The sequence below is a fragment of the Brachybacterium halotolerans genome (assembly GCF_016623465.1).
GTDB classification, from domain to species: domain Bacteria; phylum Actinomycetota; class Actinomycetes; order Actinomycetales; family Dermabacteraceae; genus Brachybacterium; species Brachybacterium halotolerans.
Genome location: NZ_JAEDAJ010000003.1, coordinates 130,177 through 149,556, shown reverse-complemented (window position 1 = coordinate 149,556; position 19,380 = coordinate 130,177). Strand labels below are relative to the sequence as shown.

General features: G+C 72.9%; 18 protein-coding genes. 12 read left to right on the top strand and 6 right to left on the bottom strand.

From position 1 onward, the window contains the following. Nucleotides 1-26: 26 nt before the first annotated feature. The gene (gene coaA, locus I8D64_RS07155; protein WP_200501836.1) at nt 27-983 is read right to left on the bottom strand and encodes a type I pantothenate kinase; all 957 of its coding nucleotides are present in this window, start codon (nt 981-983) and stop codon (nt 27-29) included. A 274-nt stretch (nt 984-1,257) separates the two neighbouring features. Between coaA and glmS the strand changes: the two genes are divergently transcribed. The 7 genes from glmS (at nt 1,258) to I8D64_RS07115 (ending at nt 8,545) form a co-directional block, all read left to right on the top strand. Then, a complete protein-coding gene (gene glmS / locus I8D64_RS07150) occupies nt 1,258-3,126 on the top strand; it encodes a glutamine--fructose-6-phosphate transaminase (isomerizing) (RefSeq protein WP_200501835.1) in 1,869 nt (622 codons plus the stop codon). A gap of 81 nt (nt 3,127-3,207) precedes the next feature. Continuing rightward, the gene (locus tag I8D64_RS07145) at nt 3,208-3,642 is read left to right on the top strand and encodes a holo-ACP synthase (protein ID WP_200501834.1); all 435 of its coding nucleotides are present in this window, start codon (nt 3,208-3,210) and stop codon (nt 3,640-3,642) included. Further along, nucleotides 3,639-5,201 (top strand): NAD(P)H-hydrate epimerase, encoded by a 1,563-nt coding sequence (locus I8D64_RS07140; RefSeq protein WP_200501833.1) that lies wholly within the window; start codon nt 3,639-3,641, stop codon nt 5,199-5,201. The genes I8D64_RS07145 and I8D64_RS07140 overlap by 4 nt, the downstream gene beginning before the upstream one ends. Beyond that, the gene (gene alr / locus I8D64_RS07135; protein ID WP_246482835.1) at nt 5,198-6,625 is read left to right on the top strand and encodes an alanine racemase; all 1,428 of its coding nucleotides are present in this window, start codon (nt 5,198-5,200) and stop codon (nt 6,623-6,625) included. Before I8D64_RS07140 ends, alr begins: the two co-directional genes overlap by 4 nt. Further along, complete coding sequence (gene tsaE / locus I8D64_RS07125) at nt 6,625-7,263, top strand: tRNA (adenosine(37)-N6)-threonylcarbamoyltransferase complex ATPase subunit type 1 TsaE (protein ID WP_200501832.1); 639 nt, start codon at nt 6,625-6,627, stop codon at nt 7,261-7,263. The genes alr and tsaE overlap by 1 nt, the downstream gene beginning before the upstream one ends. Then, the gene (gene tsaB, locus I8D64_RS07120; protein ID WP_343068470.1) at nt 7,260-7,967 is read left to right on the top strand and encodes a tRNA (adenosine(37)-N6)-threonylcarbamoyltransferase complex dimerization subunit type 1 TsaB; all 708 of its coding nucleotides are present in this window, start codon (nt 7,260-7,262) and stop codon (nt 7,965-7,967) included. Before tsaE ends, tsaB begins: the two co-directional genes overlap by 4 nt. Next, nucleotides 7,964-8,545: a GNAT family N-acetyltransferase gene (locus I8D64_RS07115; protein ID WP_228357704.1), complete on the top strand. Its 582-nt coding sequence runs from the start codon at nt 7,964-7,966 to the stop codon at nt 8,543-8,545. The genes tsaB and I8D64_RS07115 overlap by 4 nt, the downstream gene beginning before the upstream one ends. 15 nt (nt 8,546-8,560) lie before the next feature. Here the strand turns inward: I8D64_RS07115 and I8D64_RS07110 are convergent, their stop codons facing one another. Both I8D64_RS07110 and I8D64_RS07105 read right to left on the bottom strand, forming a co-directional pair. Continuing rightward, nucleotides 8,561-10,351, bottom strand: a complete 1,791-nt coding sequence (locus I8D64_RS07110; RefSeq protein WP_246482834.1) for a hypothetical protein — start codon at nt 10,349-10,351, stop codon at nt 8,561-8,563. Next, a complete protein-coding gene (locus I8D64_RS07105) occupies nt 10,336-11,175 on the bottom strand; it encodes an ABC transporter ATP-binding protein (RefSeq protein ID WP_200501831.1) in 840 nt (279 codons plus the stop codon). Before I8D64_RS07105 ends, I8D64_RS07110 begins: the two co-directional genes overlap by 16 nt. A gap of 258 nt (nt 11,176-11,433) precedes the next feature. Here I8D64_RS07105 and I8D64_RS07100 point away from each other — a divergent pair, with 258 nt between their 5' ends. Continuing rightward, nucleotides 11,434-12,756: an AI-2E family transporter gene (locus I8D64_RS07100; protein ID WP_200501830.1), complete on the top strand. Its 1,323-nt coding sequence runs from the start codon at nt 11,434-11,436 to the stop codon at nt 12,754-12,756. Between the two features lie 135 nt (nt 12,757-12,891). Here the strand turns inward: I8D64_RS07100 and greA are convergent, their stop codons facing one another. Beyond that, complete coding sequence (greA, locus tag I8D64_RS07095) at nt 12,892-13,383, bottom strand: transcription elongation factor GreA (RefSeq protein WP_200501829.1); 492 nt, start codon at nt 13,381-13,383, stop codon at nt 12,892-12,894. 235 nt (nt 13,384-13,618) lie between these two features. Further along, nucleotides 13,619-14,035, bottom strand: a complete 417-nt coding sequence (locus I8D64_RS07090; protein ID WP_200501828.1) for a DUF4307 domain-containing protein — start codon at nt 14,033-14,035, stop codon at nt 13,619-13,621. A gap of 289 nt (nt 14,036-14,324) precedes the next feature. Between I8D64_RS07090 and mca the strand changes: the two genes are divergently transcribed. Together mca and I8D64_RS07080 are read left to right on the top strand one after the other, a co-directional pair. Then, nucleotides 14,325-15,173: a mycothiol conjugate amidase Mca gene (mca, locus tag I8D64_RS07085; RefSeq protein WP_246482867.1), complete on the top strand. Its 849-nt coding sequence runs from the start codon at nt 14,325-14,327 to the stop codon at nt 15,171-15,173. Between the two features lie 11 nt (nt 15,174-15,184). Beyond that, entirely contained in the window at nt 15,185-15,607 is a 423-nt protein-coding gene (locus I8D64_RS07080; protein ID WP_200501826.1) for a hypothetical protein, read from the top strand. Nucleotides 15,608-15,689: 82 nt separating this feature from the next. On the opposite strand, the gene trhA is transcribed toward I8D64_RS07080, so the two are convergent. Continuing rightward, entirely contained in the window at nt 15,690-16,517 is an 828-nt protein-coding gene (gene trhA / locus I8D64_RS07075; protein WP_200501825.1) for a PAQR family membrane homeostasis protein TrhA, read from the bottom strand. Between the two features lie 180 nt (nt 16,518-16,697). Between trhA and I8D64_RS07070 the strand changes: the two genes are divergently transcribed. Both I8D64_RS07070 and phoH2 read left to right on the top strand, forming a co-directional pair. Next, nucleotides 16,698-17,456 (top strand): isoprenyl transferase, encoded by a 759-nt coding sequence (locus I8D64_RS07070; RefSeq protein WP_239202895.1) that lies wholly within the window; start codon nt 16,698-16,700, stop codon nt 17,454-17,456. A 302-nt stretch (nt 17,457-17,758) separates the two neighbouring features. Beyond that, complete coding sequence (gene phoH2 / locus I8D64_RS07065; protein ID WP_246482833.1) at nt 17,759-19,273, top strand: RNA 5'-3' helicase PhoH2; 1,515 nt, start codon at nt 17,759-17,761, stop codon at nt 19,271-19,273. Nucleotides 19,274-19,380 lie beyond the last annotated feature (107 nt).

Below are 19,380 nucleotides of genomic sequence, written 5' to 3'. Positions count from 1 at the left end.
CCCTTCTCCGTCCTCTCCCGCGGCTCTCAGACCCTGCGCAGCAGGACGCTGCGCACGCGGTGCTCGGCGTCCTTGCGCAGCACGAGGTCCGCGCGGCCGCGCGTGGGGGCGACGTTCTCCGCGAGGTTCGGGCCGTTGACGTCGTCCCAGATCTTCTCCGCGGTCGCGCGCGCCTCCTGATCGGTCAGGCGCGAGTAGCGATGGAAGTAGGAGCGCGGATCGGAGAAGGCCGTCTGCCGCAGACGCAGGAAGCGCTCGATGTACCAGCGGCGGATGTCCTCGGTGCGCGCGTCGACGTAGACGGAGAAGTCGAAGTAGTCGGAGACCGCGACGCCCAGGCGGCCGTCGCTGCGCGGCGTCGGGGGCTGCAGCACGTTGAGCCCCTCGATGATGAGCACGTCGGGGCGCTCCACGACCACCTTCTGATCGGGCACGATGTCGTAGACGAGGTGGGAGTAGACGGGCGCCTCGACGCGGTCCGTGCCCGCCTTGACCTCCGCGACGAAGCGCAGCAGGGCCTTGCGGTCGTAGCTCTCGGGGAATCCCTTGCGGTGCAGGATGCCGCGGGCCTCGAGCTCCGCCGTCGGCAGCAGGAACCCGTCGGTCGTCACCAGCTGCACGTTCGGGGTGTCGGGCCGACGCGCCATGAGCTCGCGCAGCAGACGACCGGTCGTGGACTTGCCGACCGCGACCGAGCCCGCCACGCCGATCACGTAGGGCGTGCGCTGCAGGCCCTGGTGGAGGAAGCCGCTGCGCGCCCGTCGCAGCTCCTGCGCGGAGCCGACCTGGATGTTGAGCAGGTGCGTGATGGGGCGGTAGACCGCGTCGATCTCCGCGAGGTCCAGCTTGTCGCCCAGTCCCCGCAGCTTCTCGGCGTCCTCGGCGGTCAGGGGGAGGGGCGTCTGGTCCGACAACCGGGCCCAGTCCTCGCGGCGGATCTCGTCGAAGGGGGTGAACGATCCGTGGACCGCATGGGATCTCATGGTCAGCCATTGTTCCATCGGCCGCGGGGCCCGCGGGCGCGAATGGCCGGGTCGCGGAGGCGAACGGTGGGGCACGGGGACCCGACGGACGCGGACGAGCGGCACCGCATGACCGTTCCGCGCAGGACCGCGCAGGGGTCGGTGCGCGAATCTGACAGGTCGTGAGCACTCCCCGTCAGGGCCGTGCACGGGCCCCGGCGAAGGTGAGCGAGGCCTCCCTCGGACCCGTGCCGCAGGGGGCGCCGAGGGGTCCGCGCCCGCTAGCGTCGGGGCCATGTGTGGAATCGTCGGCTACGTGGGCTCCGCCCCCGCCTCCCCCTCTCCCCGTCCTCTCGAGGTCGCCCTCCAAGGCCTCGCGCGCCTCGAGTACCGCGGCTACGACTCCGCGGGCATCGCGGTGATCGACGACGGCTCGGTGCGCGTCGCCAAGCGCGCCGGGAAGCTGCAGAACCTGCGCGACGCGCTCGCGGGCGAGGAGGACACCACCTCCCCGGTCGCGATCGGCCACACCCGCTGGGCCACCCACGGCGCGCCCACCGACGACAACGCCCACCCCCACCTGGGCGGGAAGCACGACGAGCTCGCCCTCGTGCACAACGGCATCATCGAGAACTTCGCGGCCCTGCGCGCCGAGCTCGAGGCCGAGGGCTTCGCGTTCCGCTCCGAGACCGACTCCGAGGTCGCGGCGCACCTGGTCGCCCGCGAGATGCAGGGCACCGGTGACCTCACCGACGCGATGCGCGCGGCCGTCGCCCGCCTCGAGGGCGCCTTCACGCTCCTCGCGGTGCACCGCGACGCCCCCGACCGCGTGGTCGCCGCCCGCCGCAACTCCCCGCTCGTCGTCGGCCTCGGCGAGGGCGAGAACTTCCTGGGCTCCGACGTCGCCGCCTTCGTGGACTCCACCCGCGAGGCCCTCGAGATCGGCCAGGACCAGATCGTCACCGTCACCGCGGACGAGGTCGTCGTCACCACCTTCGAGGGCGAGCTCGTGCCCGAGCCCAAGCGCTTCACCATCGAGTGGGACGTGACCGCGGCGCAGAAGGCCGGCCACGACTCCTTCATGGCCAAGGAGATCCACGAGCAGGCCACCGCCGTCGCCGACACCCTGCGCGGACGCATCGAGTCCGGGAAGCTCCACCTCGACGAGATGAGCATCGACCCCTCGGTGCTGCGCAGCGTCGACAAGATCATCGTCGTCGCCTGCGGCACTGCCGCGAACGCCGGCAACGTCGCGAAGTACGCGATCGAGCACTGGTGCCGCATCCCCACCGAGGTCGAGCTCGCCCACGAGTTCCGCTACCGCGATCCGATCGTCACCGAGAAGACCCTCGTGGTCGCGATCTCCCAGTCCGGCGAGACCATGGACACCCTGATGGCCATGCGCCACGCGCAGGAGCAGGGGGCCAAGGTCGTGGCCATCTGCAACACGCACGGCTCGACCATCCCGCGCGAGGCCGACGCCGCGCTCTACCTGCACGTCGGCCCCGAGATCGCTGTCGCCTCCACCAAGGCGTACCTGGGGCAGATCACGGCCTGCTACCTGCTGGGCCTCTACCTCGCGCAGGTGCGCGGGAACCTGTACCCCGACGAGATCGCCGCGCTCATGGAGGACCTCGACCAGCTGCCCGCGCAGGTGCAGCGCGTCCTCGACGACGCCGAGCAGGTGGGCGACCTCGCCCGCGCCATGGCCGACGTCTCCAGCGTGCTGTTCCTGGGCCGCCACGTCGGCTACCCGACCGCCCTCGAGGGTGCGCTCAAGCTCAAGGAGATCGCGTACATCCACGCCGAGGGCTTCGCCGCCGGCGAGCTCAAGCACGGGCCGATCGCCCTCGTGGAGGAGGGGCAGCCGGTCTTCGTGATCGTGCCCTCGCCGCGCGGCCGCGACTCCCTGCACTCGAAGGTCGTCTCGAACATCCAGGAGGTGCGCGCCCGCGGGGCCCGCACCCTCGTGATCGCCGAGGACGGCGACGACGACGTGCTCCCGTACTCCGACGTGGTGCTGCGCGTGCCCGCGACCCGGACCCTGTTCGCGCCCCTGCTCACGGTGATCCCGCTGCAGATCTTCGCGTGCGAGCTCGCCGCCGCCAAGGGCCTGGACGTCGACCAGCCGCGGAACCTCGCGAAGTCCGTCACCGTCGAGTGAGGCGCGGGGCGGGGGCGCCCGCCCTGCTCCCGCTTCGCTCGCGCCCCGCTCCCGCGCACGTTTCGATGTGATACTGCCGGGGTGACCCCCGCACAGCTCCCGCCGTCCTCGCGCGCCTTCGCGCCGCGCGAGGACGGCGTCGTCGTCGGCGTGGGCGTCGACGTCGTGGGCATCGCCCGCCTCGACGCCCTCGCCGCTCGCACGCCCGCCCTGCTCGATCGTCTGCTCGCGCCGTCCGAGCGCGGGCTCTCGCCCGCCTCGCGCGCGGCCCGCGTCGCCGCGAAGGAGGCGGTGGGCAAGGCGCTCGGCGCCCCCGGCGACTACTCGTGGCAGGACGTGACCGTCGAGCGCACGGCGGCGGGCCGGCCCTACCTGGTCCTCACCGGGGCGACCCTCGCCGCGGCCGAGCGCCAGGGCGTCGCCCACCTGCACCTCTCCCTCTCCCACGACGCCGACGTCGCGACCGCCGTGGTCGTCGCCGAGCGCGGCACAGCACCCCGGACGGTGCCCGCATGATCCGCGCGTTCACCGCCGACCAGGTGCGCGCCGCCGAGGCCCCGCTGCTCGAGGCGGGGGAGCCGCTCATGCAGCGCGCGGCGTTCGCGCTCGCGCAGCGGGCTCTCGTGCATCTGCGCAGGGGGCGCGAGGGCAGTGCGGGATCGAGGGGCGCGGGGCCGACGGGGGCCCAGACCGCCGCCGGCGCGCGCGTGTTCGTGCTCGCCGGGGCGGGGGACAACGGCGGCGACGGCCTGTTCGCCGCCGCCCTGCTGCGTCGCCGCGGGGTCGCCGCCGACGCGCTCGCCGTCCTCGGACGCCACCACGAGGAGGGGGCCGCGGCGCTGCGCGCGAGCGGCGGGCGTGTCTTCACGCGCCTCGACGAGCTCCTCGCGCGGGGCCCGATCTCCCTCGTGCTCGACGCGATCACCGGCATCGGAGGGCGCCCCGAACTCTCGCCTGCGCTGCGCGAGCTGCTGGACGCGGTGCGCGACCTGGATGCTCCCGTTCTCGCGGTCGACGTGCCGAGCGGCATCGACGCGACGACCGGCGCCGCCGACCCCGGTGCGCTCGCGGCCCGCGAGACCGTCACCTTCGGGGCCGTGAAGACGGGTCTGCTGCTGCCCGGCGGCGCCGACCTCTCCGGGACCGTGCACCTCGTGGACATCGGCCTGGGCCCGCACCTGCCCGAGCGTCCCGCCCTCGAGCGCCTGGAGACGGACGATGCCGCGGCGCTCTGGCCCACCCCGGGCCGCGGGGACGACAAGTACTCGCGCGGCGTCGTCGAGATCACCGCCGGCTCCGGGACCTACCCCGGTGCCGCGGTGCTCTCGGTCAGCGGCGCCGCCCGTGCGGGAGCGGGCATGGTGCGCCTGGACGCCCCGCGCAGCGTGCTCGACCTCGTGCTCGCCCGTCGGCCCGAGGTCGTCGGGGGCGAGGGGAAGCACCAGGCCCGCGTGGTCGGCTCCGGCGTTCCCGAGGACGATCCGCGCCTCGCGCGCGCCCTCGCGGACCTGCGCACCGGGCACCGGCCCCACGAGCGGACGCGACTGCCCGGCGTCGTCGACGCAGGGGCGCTCGGCGCCGTGGGCACGGGCGACGGCGGCGCGCTCGACGGGTTCCACCCCGGCGTCGTGCTCACCCCGCACGCCGGGGAGGCCGCGCGGCTCGCACGGGCGCTGGGCATCGACCCCGAGCAGCCCGCGCCGGATCTCGCCCGCGCGCTCGCCGAGGCCACTGGGGCGACGGTCCTGCTCAAGGGAGCTGTGACGATCATCGCCCCGTCGGACCCCTCGGAGCCCCTGCTGAGCCAGGACGACGCGACCTCGCAGCTCGCCACCGCGGGCGCCGGCGACGTGCTCGGCGGAGTGCTCGGATCCCTGCTCGCGGCGGGTCTGCCCGGACCTCGCGCCGCCGCGCTCGCCGCCCTCGTGCACGGCCGCGCGGCCCGTGACGCGGCCCTCGGAGGAACGGCTCCGATCGCCGCCCTGGACGTCGCCGAGCACCTCCCGCGCGCCGTCGCGACTATCCTTGCCGGGGCCGACCGGAGACCGCCGGCCGACGAGGCAGGAGGAGCATGAGCATCCCGATCCCCGCAGAGGATCCTCGGCACGTGCCCAACAGGGCCGTCGTGGACACCTCGGCGATCACGCACAACACGCGTGTGATCGCCGATTCGCTGCGCGAGCACACCGCGCTGATGGCCGTGGTCAAGGCCGACGGCTACGGGCACGGCATGCTCAGCGCCGCCCGCGCGGCCGTCGCCGGGGGAGCGACCTGGCTGGGCGTCGCCCATCCGGCCTCCGCCCTGGCGCTCTCCCGCGCCGGCATCGAGGTGCCGATCTTCAGCTGGCTGTACGAGCCGCGCACCGCCGCCGAGATCCTCCCCGCCGTCGTCGCCGAGGGCGTCGAGATCTCCGTGGGCAGCCTCGCGATGCTCAAGATGGTCGCCGACGCCGCCCGCCAGGCCGACCGCCGCGCCCGCGTCCACGTGAAGATCGACACCGGCATGGGACGCAACGGCGCCCTGCCCGCGAAGCTCGCCGCGATCGGCTCCGCCGCCAGGGAGGACGAGTTCATCCGCCTCAGCGGGGCATGGACGCATCTCTCCGCGGCCGACGACCCCGAGGACCCGATGACCGACCAGCAGGTCGAGATCTTCGACTCCGCCTGCGAGGCCCTCGAGGAGGAGGCGGGCCCGATCCCGCTCCAGCACCTCGCGAACACCGCCGCGACCCTCACCCGGCGCGACCTGCACCGCGACATCGTGCGCCCGGGCATCGGCCTGTACGGCTACCCGCCCGTCCCCACCGATCTGGATCTGCGCCCGGCGCTGACGCTCACCAGCCGGCTCGCCCTCGTCAAGGACGTGCCCGCAGGGCAGACCGTCGGCTACGGCCACCGCTTCACCACCCCCGCGCCCACCCGCCTGGGCCTGGTGCCGATCGGCTACGCCGACGGGCTGCCGCGCGCCGCCTCCGGCGGTGTCAGCGTGCTCGTGCGCTCCGACGACGGCGACCACCGCGCCCAGCAGGTCGGGCGGATCAGCATGGACCAGATCGTGGTGGACCTGGGATCGGAGTCCCGGGCCCGCGCGGGAGACGAGGTCGTGCTGTTCGGAGCCGCCCAGGCGCTCGCGCCCCTGGACGACGACGCGTCCGAGGTCGCCGTGACCCCGCAGTTCGTCGCCTCCGCGCAGACGGAGGGGGAACCGGAGCCGGAGCAGGAGCCCGCGCAGCAGCCGGATGCCGCGGCGGACGCGGACGGTCCGACGGAGCCTCGGGACGATGAGGAGCCGGCGCCCGAGCTGGAGCCGGAGTCGATCGGGACGAGCGACGAGGCCCCGTCGGCCCCCGCCCTCGCGGACCTCGATGCCGCGGAGCCCACTCTCCCCGATGACCATCCCGGTGTCCCGACCGCCGACGACTGGGCGGCTGCCGCGGGCACCATCCCCTACGAGATCCTCACCTCGGTCTCCAACCGCGTGCCGCGGGAGCGGCGCTGATGAGCGGCGCCGGGGCCGGACCGGGCGCCGCGTCGCTCACCTTCACCACGACCGGCGCCGCGAGCACCCGCGATCTCGCGCGACGGCTCGCCGGACGCCTCGGTGCGGGCGACCTGCTCGTGCTCGACGGACCGCTCGGCGCCGGGAAGACCACCTTCACCCAGGGACTCGGCGAGGGACTGGGGGTGCGCGGCCCCGTCGCGTCCCCGACCTTCGTGATCTCCCGGGTCCATCCGAGCGAGGCGGGCGGGCCGGCCCTCGTGCACGTCGACGCCTACCGGCTCGGCGGCGGCGCGGACATCGACGACCTCGACCTCGACTCCGATCTCTCCGACGCTGTCATGGTCGTCGAGTGGGGACGCGACGTCGTCGAGCAGCTGAGCGACTCGCACCTGCTCGTCGAGCTCTCCCGCGCGACCGGCGCGGAGGACGCGCAGCCGGCGCAGCCGCTCCAGCAGGCGCAACAGGCGCAGCCGGAGCAGGACATCGCCGCCGGCGACGGCGAGGAGTTCGACGAGCCCCGTGCGCTCACCCTCACCTTCGTCGGGCCGCGCTGGGACGACGCGCGGATCCGCGCGGTCCGCGAGGCGCTCGGGGGCGAGGCATCCACCACGACCACGGAAGGGCGCGAGGCATGATGTGGCTCGGGATCGACACCTCGGGAGCCGTCGGCGTGGCCGTCGGGGACCGGGAGAGCGGGCGCGTGCTGGCCGTGGGCCAGGACGACCGCGCGCGGCATCACGACGAGGTGCTGATGGCCCTCATCGACGACACCCTCCGTCGGGCGGGCGGTGGACGCGCCGATCTCGAGGCCGTCGTCGCCGGACGCGGCCCGGGCCCCTTCACGGGCCTGCGCGTGGGTCTCGTGACCGCGCGCGAGATCGCGTTCGTCCTGGACATCCCGCTGCACGGCCTGTGCTCCCTCGACGCGCTCGCCCTGCAGGCCGCCGAGGAGACCCCCGAGGCCCGCAGCCTCGCGATCGCGCTCGACGCGCGGCGCCGCGAGGTCTACTGGGCGCGCTACGAGCGGGCCGACGGGCAGTCGCCGTCGGCGCCCGGAGCGCGGATCGAGCGGGTCGAGGGTCCCTCCGTCTCGGCCCCGGCGGACGTCGCCGAGGAGCTCATGGCCTGCGACGTCGTCGCGGGCTCCGGCGCTCTCCTGCACAGCGAGATCCTGCATCCGAACTCCGCGCTCGCCCACGTCGACGCCGGCTCCCTGCTGCGCGAGGCGTGGCGCCGGCTCGACGCGGGGGAGGACCTGTCCTCGACCGAGCCCCTCTACCTGCGCGAGCCCGACGCGAAGAAGCCGTCGGCGCGCAAGAGCGCCCTGGGGCGGCGGTGACCGAGCCCGCGCCCGAACCCGCCGCCGAGCGATCGTCCGCACCGGAGCCCGAGGACTTCCCCGAGCAGACGCGGCTGCCCGAGGGGATGCGCCTGCGCATCGCCACCCTCGAGGACGCCCTGCCGATCGCCGAGCTCGAGCTGCGGCTGTTCCCCGAGGACGCCTGGACCTTCGACATGGTGCGCGAGGAGATCGCGCACCCCTCCCGCCGCTTCGTCATCGTCGAGCGGGGGAGCGGGCCCCCGAGCGGCGGATCCGCCGACGAGCCCGATGCCCCCGGCGAGATCGTCGGCTACGCGGGCGTCATGCTCCTCGGCGACTCGGCCGACCTCCACACGATCGGCACCACCCTGCCCGGCCGAGGCATCGGTCGAGCCCTGCTCGACTGGTCGCTGCGCGCTACCCGCGAGGGAGGCGCGCGCGCCCTCGTGCTCGAGGTGCGCGAGGACAACGCGCGCGCCCGCTCCGTCTACGAGGCGGCGGGGTTCCAGGACATCGGCCGACGGCCCGGCTACTACCCGGGACCCCACGGCCCGGTCGACGCCCGCGTGATGATCCGCGAGGTCGCGGGGGACTGACCGGAGGGCCCGGGCTCACACGTGGTGGTGCACCCGCTGGAAGACGTCCACGTAGTGCGCCTCGAGCCGACGCTCGGCGAGCCGCAGGCCCACCAGCAGCACCACGACCCCGATCACCAGGGAGAGCACCCCGGCGCCGATCAGGATCATCGGCCCGTCGACGACGAGCCCCCAGATCGCGACGCCGACCGCAGGCAGCTGCGGGACGAACACCGCGGCCGTCGCCAGCCCCATCGCGAGCATCGCGCTCGCGTTCGAGGACGAGCGGTCCTTCATCGGGTTCGTGCCGGGAGCGGCCGTCGGGTACGGCATGATCGTCCCGATCAGGGACGAGGCGCCCCAGCCGCCCATCATCAGCCCGAGCGCGCCGAGCAGGATCATGGGCACCAGGTCCGGCCGGCCCATGAGGATCGGGATCACGATCGCTGCGAGCACCAGGAACGGCACGGTGAACACGGCCATCGCGGCGATTCGACCGCGCAGGTTCGCACGGGCCGGGACCCCCGCGGTGATGTTCACCCAGCCCGCGGGCCCGTCGAATCCGATCTCGTTCGCGAGCGTGATCCCGCTGATCGCCGCCACCAGCAGCACGCCTATGAACGGCGTGACGCGGTTGTTCTCGTTGATCAGGCCCATCGCCACGAAGAAGACGAGCATGACCGGCATGATCACGACCGAGGCGAGATAGCGGGAATCGCGCCGCCAGTAGCGCAGGGAGCGGCCCATGACCGCGCCGAACGCGCTCGAGCGCACGAAGCGCGGCACCAGGGCGGAGACCTTCGCGCTGCCGGAGGAGGCATCGCCGACCAGGGCCTCGCGCATCGCCAGATCGATGCTGCGGCGCCACCACAGCCACATCAGCACGATGGTGGCCGCTCCGATCACCGCGCGGACGAGCGCGGGGAGCACGGCGCCCTGGGCGAGATCGACGGGAACGGATAAGAGCGCGCCGAAGGGGGTCCACGCCCCGATCTGCGCCCCGGTGGCGAGCACCTTCGACCACAGGGAGATGTTCGCGCCGTCGAGCGACTGCCCCAGCAGGCTGATGCCGTAGAGGGCGCCCAGCATGACGACGATGCCGATCACCCCGCCCACCTCGCGGCCGCGCCGCGAGGAGGAGCGCGATGCCTGGTGCGCGAGGACCGCGCGCGGCAGCAGCAGGCAGAGCACGATGCCGGCGAGATGGGCGGGGACCAGGGCGATGATCGCGAGGACCATCCAGATGGGCCCGGCCGCATGCATCGCCGCCCAGATGATGACGCCGACGCTCGTGATCGCGACCCCGAGCACGGTGAACAGGGTGGGCAGGCTGATGGCCCCGGCGGCCAGCATTCCCGGCTGGAGCTCCCGTGCGGTGCGCGGGTACAGGGCCAGCTTGCGGGGGTCCAGGGAGTCGTCGACGCCGAAGGCGAACAGCGGCAGCAGCAGCCAGACCAGCACGAGCGCCGTGCCCAGCGCGCGGACGGCGGTGGGGAACACGGACCCGTCGGCGTCCATGACGACCGTCGCGACGACCAGGGCGACCAGGGTGGCCATCCCGCCCAGTCCGTAGAGGCCGCCGAAGACGGTGCCGACGATCTTGCCGACGTTCTTGCGGAACGAGCGGCGCCACAGGATCCACTTCAGCCGCATGAGCAGCCGCACGAGCGCCATGCCGCGCACGCTGCCGTGCAGGGAGCCTCCCGCGGTGGTGATGTCGGAGGTCCCGGAGGTCCCGGAGCCCCCGGGGGTGCGGGCGCTGCCCGCGGCGCCGAAGGGGCCGCCCGCAGGGGCCCCGTGCTCGTCGGTCCTCACGACTGCAGCCATGACAGGCTCCCCTCCTCGACCTCGCCCGCTCCGACGAGGTCCATGAAGCGCTGCACGAGGCTGCCGCCCGCGCGGACCTCCTCGAGCGTGCCGTCGGCGAGGATCTCTCCGCGCGCGATGATCGCGACGTGCGAGCACAGCTCCTCGACGAGCTCCATGACGTGGCTCGAGAGCACCACGGTGCCGCCGCCGGCGACGAAGGCGCGCAGGATCTGGCGGATCCGCTGCCCGGAGACCGGGTCCACGGCCTCGAGCGGCTCGTCGAGCACGAGCAGGCGAGGGGCGTGGATGAGCGCGCAGGCCAGGAGGATCTTCTTCGTCATTCCGGCCGAGTAGTCGACGACGAGCTTGCCGTCCTCCCCGGCGAGGTCCATGGCCTCGAGCAGCGAGGTGCTGCGCTCGTCGACGACCGCGGGGTCCATGCCCCGGATGAGGCCGACGTAGGTGAGCAGCTCGCGCCCGGTGAGGCGGTCGAAGGTGCGCAGGCCGTCGGCCAGCACCCCCATCTGCGCCTTGGCGCGCTCGGGCTCGCTCCACATGTCGGCGCCCAGCACGTGCGAGCTGCCGCCGTCGGGCCGGAGCAGGCCGGTCGCCATCGACAGGGTCGTGGTCTTGCCTGCGCCGTTGGGGCCGACGATCCCGTAGAAGGCGCCGCGCGGGATCGACAGCGAGATGCCGTGCACGACCTCGGTGCCGTCGAAGGACTTGCGCAGACCGTCGACGTGCAGAGCGGGCTCTGCGCCGGGCGGGGCGGTGGATGCGGGGCTCGCGCCGCCGGTCGCGGCGGCACTCGGTTCGTGGACCGGGACTGTGGGCTGGCTCATGCTCGAAGACTACGGGGGAGGCCGCGGGAGGCTCGACCATCCGTCGGCGGTGCGCGCACCCGACCTAAGTCGGTGACGCCGCGTGCGACCGGGACGATCGACCGCGGTGCGGGGCGCGGGCATCGGCCGATCGTCTGAGCGCCGGGTGCGAGCGCCGGGTCCGAGCGCCGCCGCCGCTCACCGGCGGGACGCGGGCGGGGAGCGAGCAGATAGAGTGCAACCTGGCCGAGTGCCGACATCCGAGAGGGGAACCTTCCCATGACGACACCCCGTCGCCGATTCGCGGACGCCGAGAGCGCCGACGAATCACCGAGCACCCCGCGCGAGGTCGCGGAGATCCCGATCGGGATCCGACGCCTGGGGGCCTGGTCCTGGCGGCTGATCGTGATCACCGCCGCGGCCGCCCTGATCATCTGGGGCATCCTCAAGATCACGGCCATCGTGATCCCGGTGCTGATCGCGATCCTCGTCGCCTCGCTGCTCTCCCCGCTGGTGGGCCTGCTGACCCGGCACACGTTCCTGGGGCGGGCGGCCGCGAGCGGCGTCGCGCTCGTGGCGCTGATCATCGTGGTGATCGGCATGTTCACGCTGGCCAGCCGCCAGCTGTTCGCGCAGGCCGGCGACATCTACGCCAAGGCCCTCACCGGTGTGCAGACGCTGATCGACTGGGCGAACACGACGTTCAACCTCGACGACTCGATGATCAACAAGGCGACGGACGAGATCCTCGCCAAGCTGCAGGAGAACACGGACTCCCTGATCAGCGGCGCCTTCTCGACGGTCTCGACCGTGGGCAACGTGGTCACTGGCATCGTGATCGCCCTGTTCACCCTGTTCTTCCTGCTCTCGGGCGGCTCGACGATCTGGCGCTGGGTGGTGGGCCTGCTGCCCCCGGCCGCGCGCGTGCCCACCCACGAGGCGTTTCGCCGCGGCTGGAAGGCTCTGTCGGCATACATGCGCACGCAGATCATGGTCGCCGCGGTCGACGCGACCGGCATCAGCATCGGCATGATCGCCCTCGGCGTGGGCTCCTACGCCGTGCCGATCTGGCTGCTCGTGTTCCTGTTCTCGTTCGTGCCGCTGGTCGGTGCGATCCTCTCGGGCGCCATCGCGATCCTCATCGTGCTGGTGCTCAAGGGCTGGGTCTTCGCGATCATCATGCTCGCGGTGGTCATCGCCGTGCAGCAGATCGAGGGCAACGTCCTCCAGCCCTTCCTCATGGGCAAGGCCGTCGAGCTGCACCCGCTGGCCGTGTTCCTGGGCGTTGCCTCGGGCGCGATGATCGCCGGCATCGCGGGCGCCCTGTTCGCGATCCCCGTGATCGCCTTCGTCAACGCCACGCTGCTGTACATGACGGGGCGCGACCCCTCACCCGACCTGGGCCTCGACGAGACCGTCGACGCGCAGCTCACCGCCCCGCCGAAGCCCAAGAAGCACGAGGAGTCCCCTCGAGAGGCGAAGCGCCGCGCGAAGGCCGAGTCCTCGAAGGCGCAGGCCGCCGCGCTGCGCGAGGAGTCGGCCGAGGAGGTCGCGAGCAGCGCGGCCCCGAAGCACGGCGAGGAGCCCCGGGCAGGGGAGTGACGCCGCCGCACCGGACCGCCGGGTACGGAGAAGGCCGGGTCTGCCGTCGGAACCATGGGGTTCCGGCACGCAGACCCGGCCTTCGTCGTCCGGTGGTCGTCCGCCGTCGCGGCGCACAGGCGCACGACGGATCGCTCAGGCGCGGTAGGGCTTCGCGGAGATGATCTCGATCGTCAGCGAGCGGCCGTTGGGCGCCTCGTAGTCGATGCTCTCGCCGACCTTCGAGCCGTTGATCGACGAGCCCAGCGGGGACTCGGTCGAGAAGACCTCGAGGTCCTCGCCGTCGTCCGCGATCTCGCGGTTGCCCAGCAGGAACGTGCGCTCCTTGCCGGCCATCGAGATCTTCACGACCATGCCCGGCTCGACGACGCCGTCGTCCTTCGGGGTCTCGCCGACGACCGCGTTCTTCAGCAGGTGGGTGAGCTCCGCGATGCGAGCCTCGTTCTTCCCCTGCTCCTCGCGGGCCGCGTGGTAGCCGCCGTTCTCCTTGAGGTCGCCCTCGTCGCGAGCCGCGGCGATGCGCTCGGCGATCTCGGTGCGACGGGGCCCCTCGAGCTCGGCGAGCTCCGCGGTGAGGCGGTCGTAGGCGTCCTGGGTGAGCCAGGAACCAGTGGGCTGGCTGCTCATGCGAACACTCCTGATGTCTTGTCGCGGGCGGCCGCCCTCGGCGGACGCCCGACACAGTTCACGGGGCACATGTTGCGCATGCGCCCCGTGTGCGGGTGATGAAGACCGACGCGCTGTCGGTATCAGAGCATCGTACAACGGATGCGACCGGCGCCCCCAACGGTGCGGCGCGTCGGACACCTGGGATCCGGGCCCGGTCGCGGGCCCCGGTGCCGCGATCCCGGCCGGTGGAGGATCAGGCCTTCTGGCAGCTGATGACCTCGGCGCTGACCGCCTCGCCCTGGGTGTCGATGTCCACGGTGCGCACGACCTGCCGCTCGGGGCCCCCGGGGATCTCCACCTCGCGGAAGCCCACCTGCGCACGACCCGCGTTCAGCGCCTGCACCGTGCACGTGGCGTCGACGCTGGGGCTGCGGGTGAGCTGGAAGGTCAGCGAGATCGTGTCGTCGTCGACGTGGTCGTAGCCGACGTCCTTCGCGGTCACGGGCTGGTCCGCGAAGCGGTAGCCGACGAACGCGAGCACGGCGAGGAACACGACGGCCCCGATCACGAACAGCACGCGCGCGGTGCGCCGGGGCACCAGTGGGCCACCGTAGCGGGAGGCGAGCGGATCGGTGGATCCCGTGGGGGTGCTCGGAGCGTGCGCGTCCATGCGTCCATCCTCCCAGATCGGACCTGGGCCCGACGCGCGAGTGGCGGGGGTCTCGGCCTCCGCCCCAGTCCGGGACCAGGCAGGTGGCGTACCCTCGGCTGGTGCGGAGACGCGCCCGATCCCGGGCCGTCGGCCCCGCCCGCGGCGAGGCCCTGAGCCCCGCCCGCGGAACCGTCCGAGCGACGGGACGAGACCCGTCCCGCCCGGCGGGACCAGAGCTGTCCGACCCCGACCCGGTGAAGGTGGAAACGTGCCCGACCTCGAGCCCGAGAGCGACGACCGGCTGCGCATGGTCGCCGTGCATGCCCACCCCGACGACGAGTCGAGCAAGGGGGCGGGGTCGATGGCCAAGTACGTCCGTGAGGGCGCGCAGGTCACCGTCATCACCTGCACCGGCGGGGAGCGCGGCGACATCCTCAACCCCAAGCTCGCCGACGACGAGGAGATCCTCGCGGACCTGCCCGCGGTGCGCCGCACCGAGATGGCCGCCGCGCAGAGGGTCCTGGGCGTGGACCACGAGTGGCTCGGGTTCATCGACTCGGGCCTGCCCGAGGGCGATCCCCGCCCCGAGCTGCCCGAGGGATGCTTCGCCCGCGTGAGCGTCGAGGACGGCGCTCGGCCCCTGGTCGCCGCGATCCGCCGGCTGCGTCCGCACGTGCTCACCACGTATGACGAGAACGGCGGCTACCCGCACCCCGACCACATCCAGTGTCACCGGGTCAGCGTGCTCGCCTTCGAGCGGGCCGCGGATCCCGAGTACGCGCCCGAGCTCGGCGAGCCGTGGGAGGTCTCGAAGATGTACTACATCAACGGCTTCTCCCGCAGCCGCTTCCAGGGCATCGCCGACTTCCTGCGCGGACGCGGCACCCCGGACGAGCAGCTCGAGGAGATGGCCCAGCGCTTCCCCAGCGGCGCCGACCGCCTGGTCACCACCCGCGTGGACATCAGCGACCAGCTCGACATCCGAGACGCCGCGCTGCGCGCCCACGCCACCCAGGTGGATCCCGAGGGCTTCTTCTTCCACATCCCCAACGACGTCCTGCGCGAGTCGCACTGGGCGACCGACGACTACGAGCTGCGCACCTCGCGCATCGGCGTGACCCTGCCCGAGACCGACCTGTTCGCGGGTCTGCGATGAGCGCGGGGCTGATGAGCGCCGGGACGATCGGGCTCGCGAAGTCGGGCGGACGGCTGCTCGCCGCGCCCTCGGACTCCGGGGACATGACCGCGACGACCGTCACGCCGGGCCTGCCGGCCTTCATCGTGATGTTCGTGCTGGCCGCCGCCATCGTGCTGCTCGCCCTCGACATGACGCGCCGCGTGCGCCGCATCCAGGCCCGCTCGCGCGCCGAGGGGCATCTCGCCGAGGAGGGCCGGGGCGAGGGCACCGGGTCTGCCGACGGGACCGAGCCTGCGGACTCGACCGAGCCTGTGGACGGGACTGAGCCTGCGGATGGGGCAGGGCCTGTCGACGGGGCAGCGCCTGCCGATGAGAACCGGCCCGCCGACGGGGAGGCGCCGTCGGACGACGGGGATTCCGAGGGCGGCGAAGGCGGTCGTCCGCGCGACTGAGCGGCCCGTCATCCCGTCGGCCCGTCGGCCCCGTCGCACGTCGTCGACCGGGATCGGACGACCGGGGCCAGGACGACCGGGGTCAGATCACCGCGATCGCGACCGCGACGAAGTGGCAGACGAAGCCTGCGATCGTGAACGCGTGGAAGATCTCGTGGTAGCCGAACCACGCCGGTGACGGGTCGGGCCGCTTGAGGCCGTAGACGAGCGCGCCGAGCGTGTACGCGATGCCGCCGGCGATGATCAGCCAGGCCACGGCCCAGCCGCCGCCCGCGATGATCTGCGGCATGTAGAAGATCGCCACCCAGCCCAGCGCCACGTACGCGGGCACGTAGAGCCAGCGCGGGGCGCTCGTCCAGAAGATGCGGAAGCCCACGCCGATCAGGGCGCCCGCCCAGCAGATCACCAGCAGGGTGACCGCTGAGCGCGGCTGCAGCATCGATGCGGCGATCGGCGTGTAGGTGCCCGCGATGATGAGGAAGATGTTCGCGTGGTCGAAGCGCCGCAGCATGAGCGCGTGCTCGGCGCGCCAGGTGCCGCGGTGGTAGGTCGCGCTCACGCCGAAGAGCAGGCACGAGGTCAGCACGAAGACTGCGCACGCGAGCCGGGTGGGCAGGTCGTCGCCGAGCGCGACCAGCAGCAGCCCGGCGATCAGCGCCGCCGGCAGGGCGAGCATGTGCAGCACGCCGCGCAGGCGGGGCTTGGGCAGTGCCAGTCCCAGCTCCTTCGCGCGGCGCGCCATCTGGCGGGTCAGCTCGCGCGGGGCGAAGGGATGCGTCGACGCAGTCGGGATCTGATCGTCCTCGAGGACCGACGGCGGCTCGGCCGGAGTGATCGGGCGCCGAGCCGCCTCCGAGACGCTGTCGCGGTCGGTCTCGGAGTCGGGCGAGCGATGTGGTGCCAGGGCCATGCCGTGAGCGTAACCTACGGTCCCGTAAGTGGGGAGTGCGCCGTCTGTGGCGGTGCTGTGAAGAGCGGCCGCGTCCTTGCCGCACCACCGATGCGCATGGTCGATAATGGAGCGTCCTCGCCGTGCGGGTGCGGACACGACGGGCAGACGAGTCGGGACGCGCGAGAGGGGGAGCTGGTCGTGGACGATGACGGGATCCTCTACCGCGTGTACGAGAAGCGGCTGATCAAGGAGCTCGACGCCTACCAGCTGCCCCAGCACCTCGGCGTCATCGTCGACGGGAACCGTCGCTGGGCCAAGGCCTCGGGCATCACCACCGCCGAGGGTCATCGCCAGGGCGGCGCGAAGATCACCGAGTTCCTCACCTGGTGCGAGGAGCTCGAGATCCCGCTGGTCACCGTGTGGATGCTCTCCACCGACAACCTGCGCCGCGGGGCCGACGAGCTCGCGCTGCTGTTCGAGATCATCGCCGAGACCGTCGAGTCGATCGCGGGCGCGGGCTACACCGTGCGCCTGGCCGGATCCGTCGAGTCCCTGCCCGAGGCGACCCGTGAGCGCGTGGCTGCCGTGCAGGAGCGCTCCACCCCGTCGAAGTCCCTCACCGTGAACGTCGCGATCGGCTATGGCGGCCGCGAGGAGATCGTCGACGCGGTCCGCGAGCTCGTGCGCGACCTCGGCGCCGAGGGCCGCAGCCCGGACGAGATCGCCGAGGCCATCTCCATGGAGGGCATCGGCGAGCACCTCTACACGCGCGGCCAGCCCGACCCGGACCTCATCATCCGCTCTTCGGGCGAGCAGCGGCTCTCCGGGTTCCTCATGTGGCAGTCCGCTCACTCGGAGTTCTGGTTCTGCGAGACCAACTGGCCGGGCTTCCGGCGCGTGGACCTGCTGCGCGCCCTGCGCGACTACTGCCAGCGCGAGCGCCGCTTCGGCGCGTGAGCCGGCCGCCGCACCGTCGGGCGGGGTCGACGGCGTACGGACGCATCGGCGGAGGGAGCCGTCGGCGGACGGACGCGTCGGCGGACGGACGCGCCCCGTCGGACCGGCCCATCGGCGAACGGACGATGACGGCCTCGTGAATGCTGCGGCGGCGCACACGCCGTCGGGCGCGTCGTGCCGCGCGTCACACCTCGCGCGGAGTAGGTTCGCGGCAAGCGCTCCGATCGGGCCGCATCCCCAGTCTTCCCCCTCCGAGGGGACGCGGCAGACCGCACGGGGCTGATCACGGACGGAGGCTCCCGATGACCGACACCACCACGACCGCCCCCCAGGGCACGACGGCGCAGGATCCGGGCGAGGCTCACCTCGCCGAGCAGGGCCCGACCACGATCGGCACCGCGCCGCCCGCCGCGCGGGAGGCCGGGCAGGACCCGTTCGGGGCGGAGGGGGACGGCGGTCATCCGGTGGCCGTGGTGCGATCCCTCGAACCCGGGGGCGCCCAGGAGGCCCTGCCCGACCTCGAGGTCGGCACCCTCACCTACGTGCTGGACACCTCCGTGCTGCTCTCGGACCCGCAGGCGCTGGTCCGCTTCGCCGAGCACGACATCGTCCTGCCTATCGTCGTCATCACCGAGCTCGAGTCCAAGCGCCACCATCCCGACCTCGGCTTCTTCGCCCGGCAGTCGCTGCGGATCCTCGACGACCTGCGCGATCGCCACGGCAATCTCTCCGTCCCGCTGCCGATCGGCGAGGACGGCGGCCATGTGCACGTCGAGCTCAACCACTCCTCCGATCGCTCGCTGCCCGACGGCTTCCGGCTCGGCGACAACGACACCCGCATCCTCGCCGTCGCCAAGAACCTGCAGCTCGAGGGCAAGAGCGTCGTTCTCGTCTCCAAGGACCTTCCGATGCGCATCAAGGCATCGGCCTGCGGCATCCACGCCGAGGAGTACCGCGCCGAGCTCGCCCGCGACCGCGGATACACCGGCATGGTCACCGCGAGCATCGGCGAGGAGGAGATGACCACGCTCTACGACGGCAGCGACGTGGAGATCCCCGAGGTCTCCCATCGCCCGGTCCACACCGGCGTCACCATGACCAGCCCCCGCGGCAGCGCCCTCGAACGCGTCACGCGCGAGGGCAGCGTGCGGCTCGTCCCGGGCGACCAGGGCGTCTTCGGCGTCCACGGACGCAGCGCCGAGCAGCGCATCGCGATCGACCTGCTGCTGGACGAGTCCATCGGCATCGTCTCCCTGGGCGGCCGCGCCGGCACGGGCAAGAGCGCGCTCGCCCTGTGCGCCGGTCTCGAGGCGGTCCTCGAGAAGCGCACGCAGCGCAAGATCATGGTGTTCCGCCCGCTCTACGCGGTGGGCGGCCAGGAGCTCGGCTTCCTGCCCGGCGACCAGGGCGAGAAGATGGGGCCCTGGGGAGAGGCCGTCTTCGACACTCTGGGCTCGATGGTCAGCCAGAACGTGATCGACGAAGTGCTCAGCCGCGGCATGCTCGAGGTGCTCCCGCTGACGCACATCCGCGGGCGCTCCCTGCACGACGCCTTCGTGATCGTCGACGAGGCCCAGTCCATGGAGCGCAACGTGCTGCTGACCATGCTCTCGCGCATCGGCCAGAAGTCCCGCGTGGTCCTCACCCACGACGTCGCCCAGCGCGACAACCTGCGCGTGGGCCGCTACGACGGCATCGCGAGCGTGGTCGAGGCCCTCAAGGGCAGCGAGCTCTTCGCCCACATGACCCTGCAGCGCTCCGAGCGCTCCAAGGTCGCCGAGCTGGTCACGCACGTGCTGGATGCGCCGGTGATGTGAGGTCGCGGGGGCGCGGGCGCGGGTGCACGACCCGGCGGCCGTGATGCAGACGCGGGCCCGCGCTCCGAGGGGAGTGCGGGCCCGCGTTCTGCGTAGACCCTCGGGGC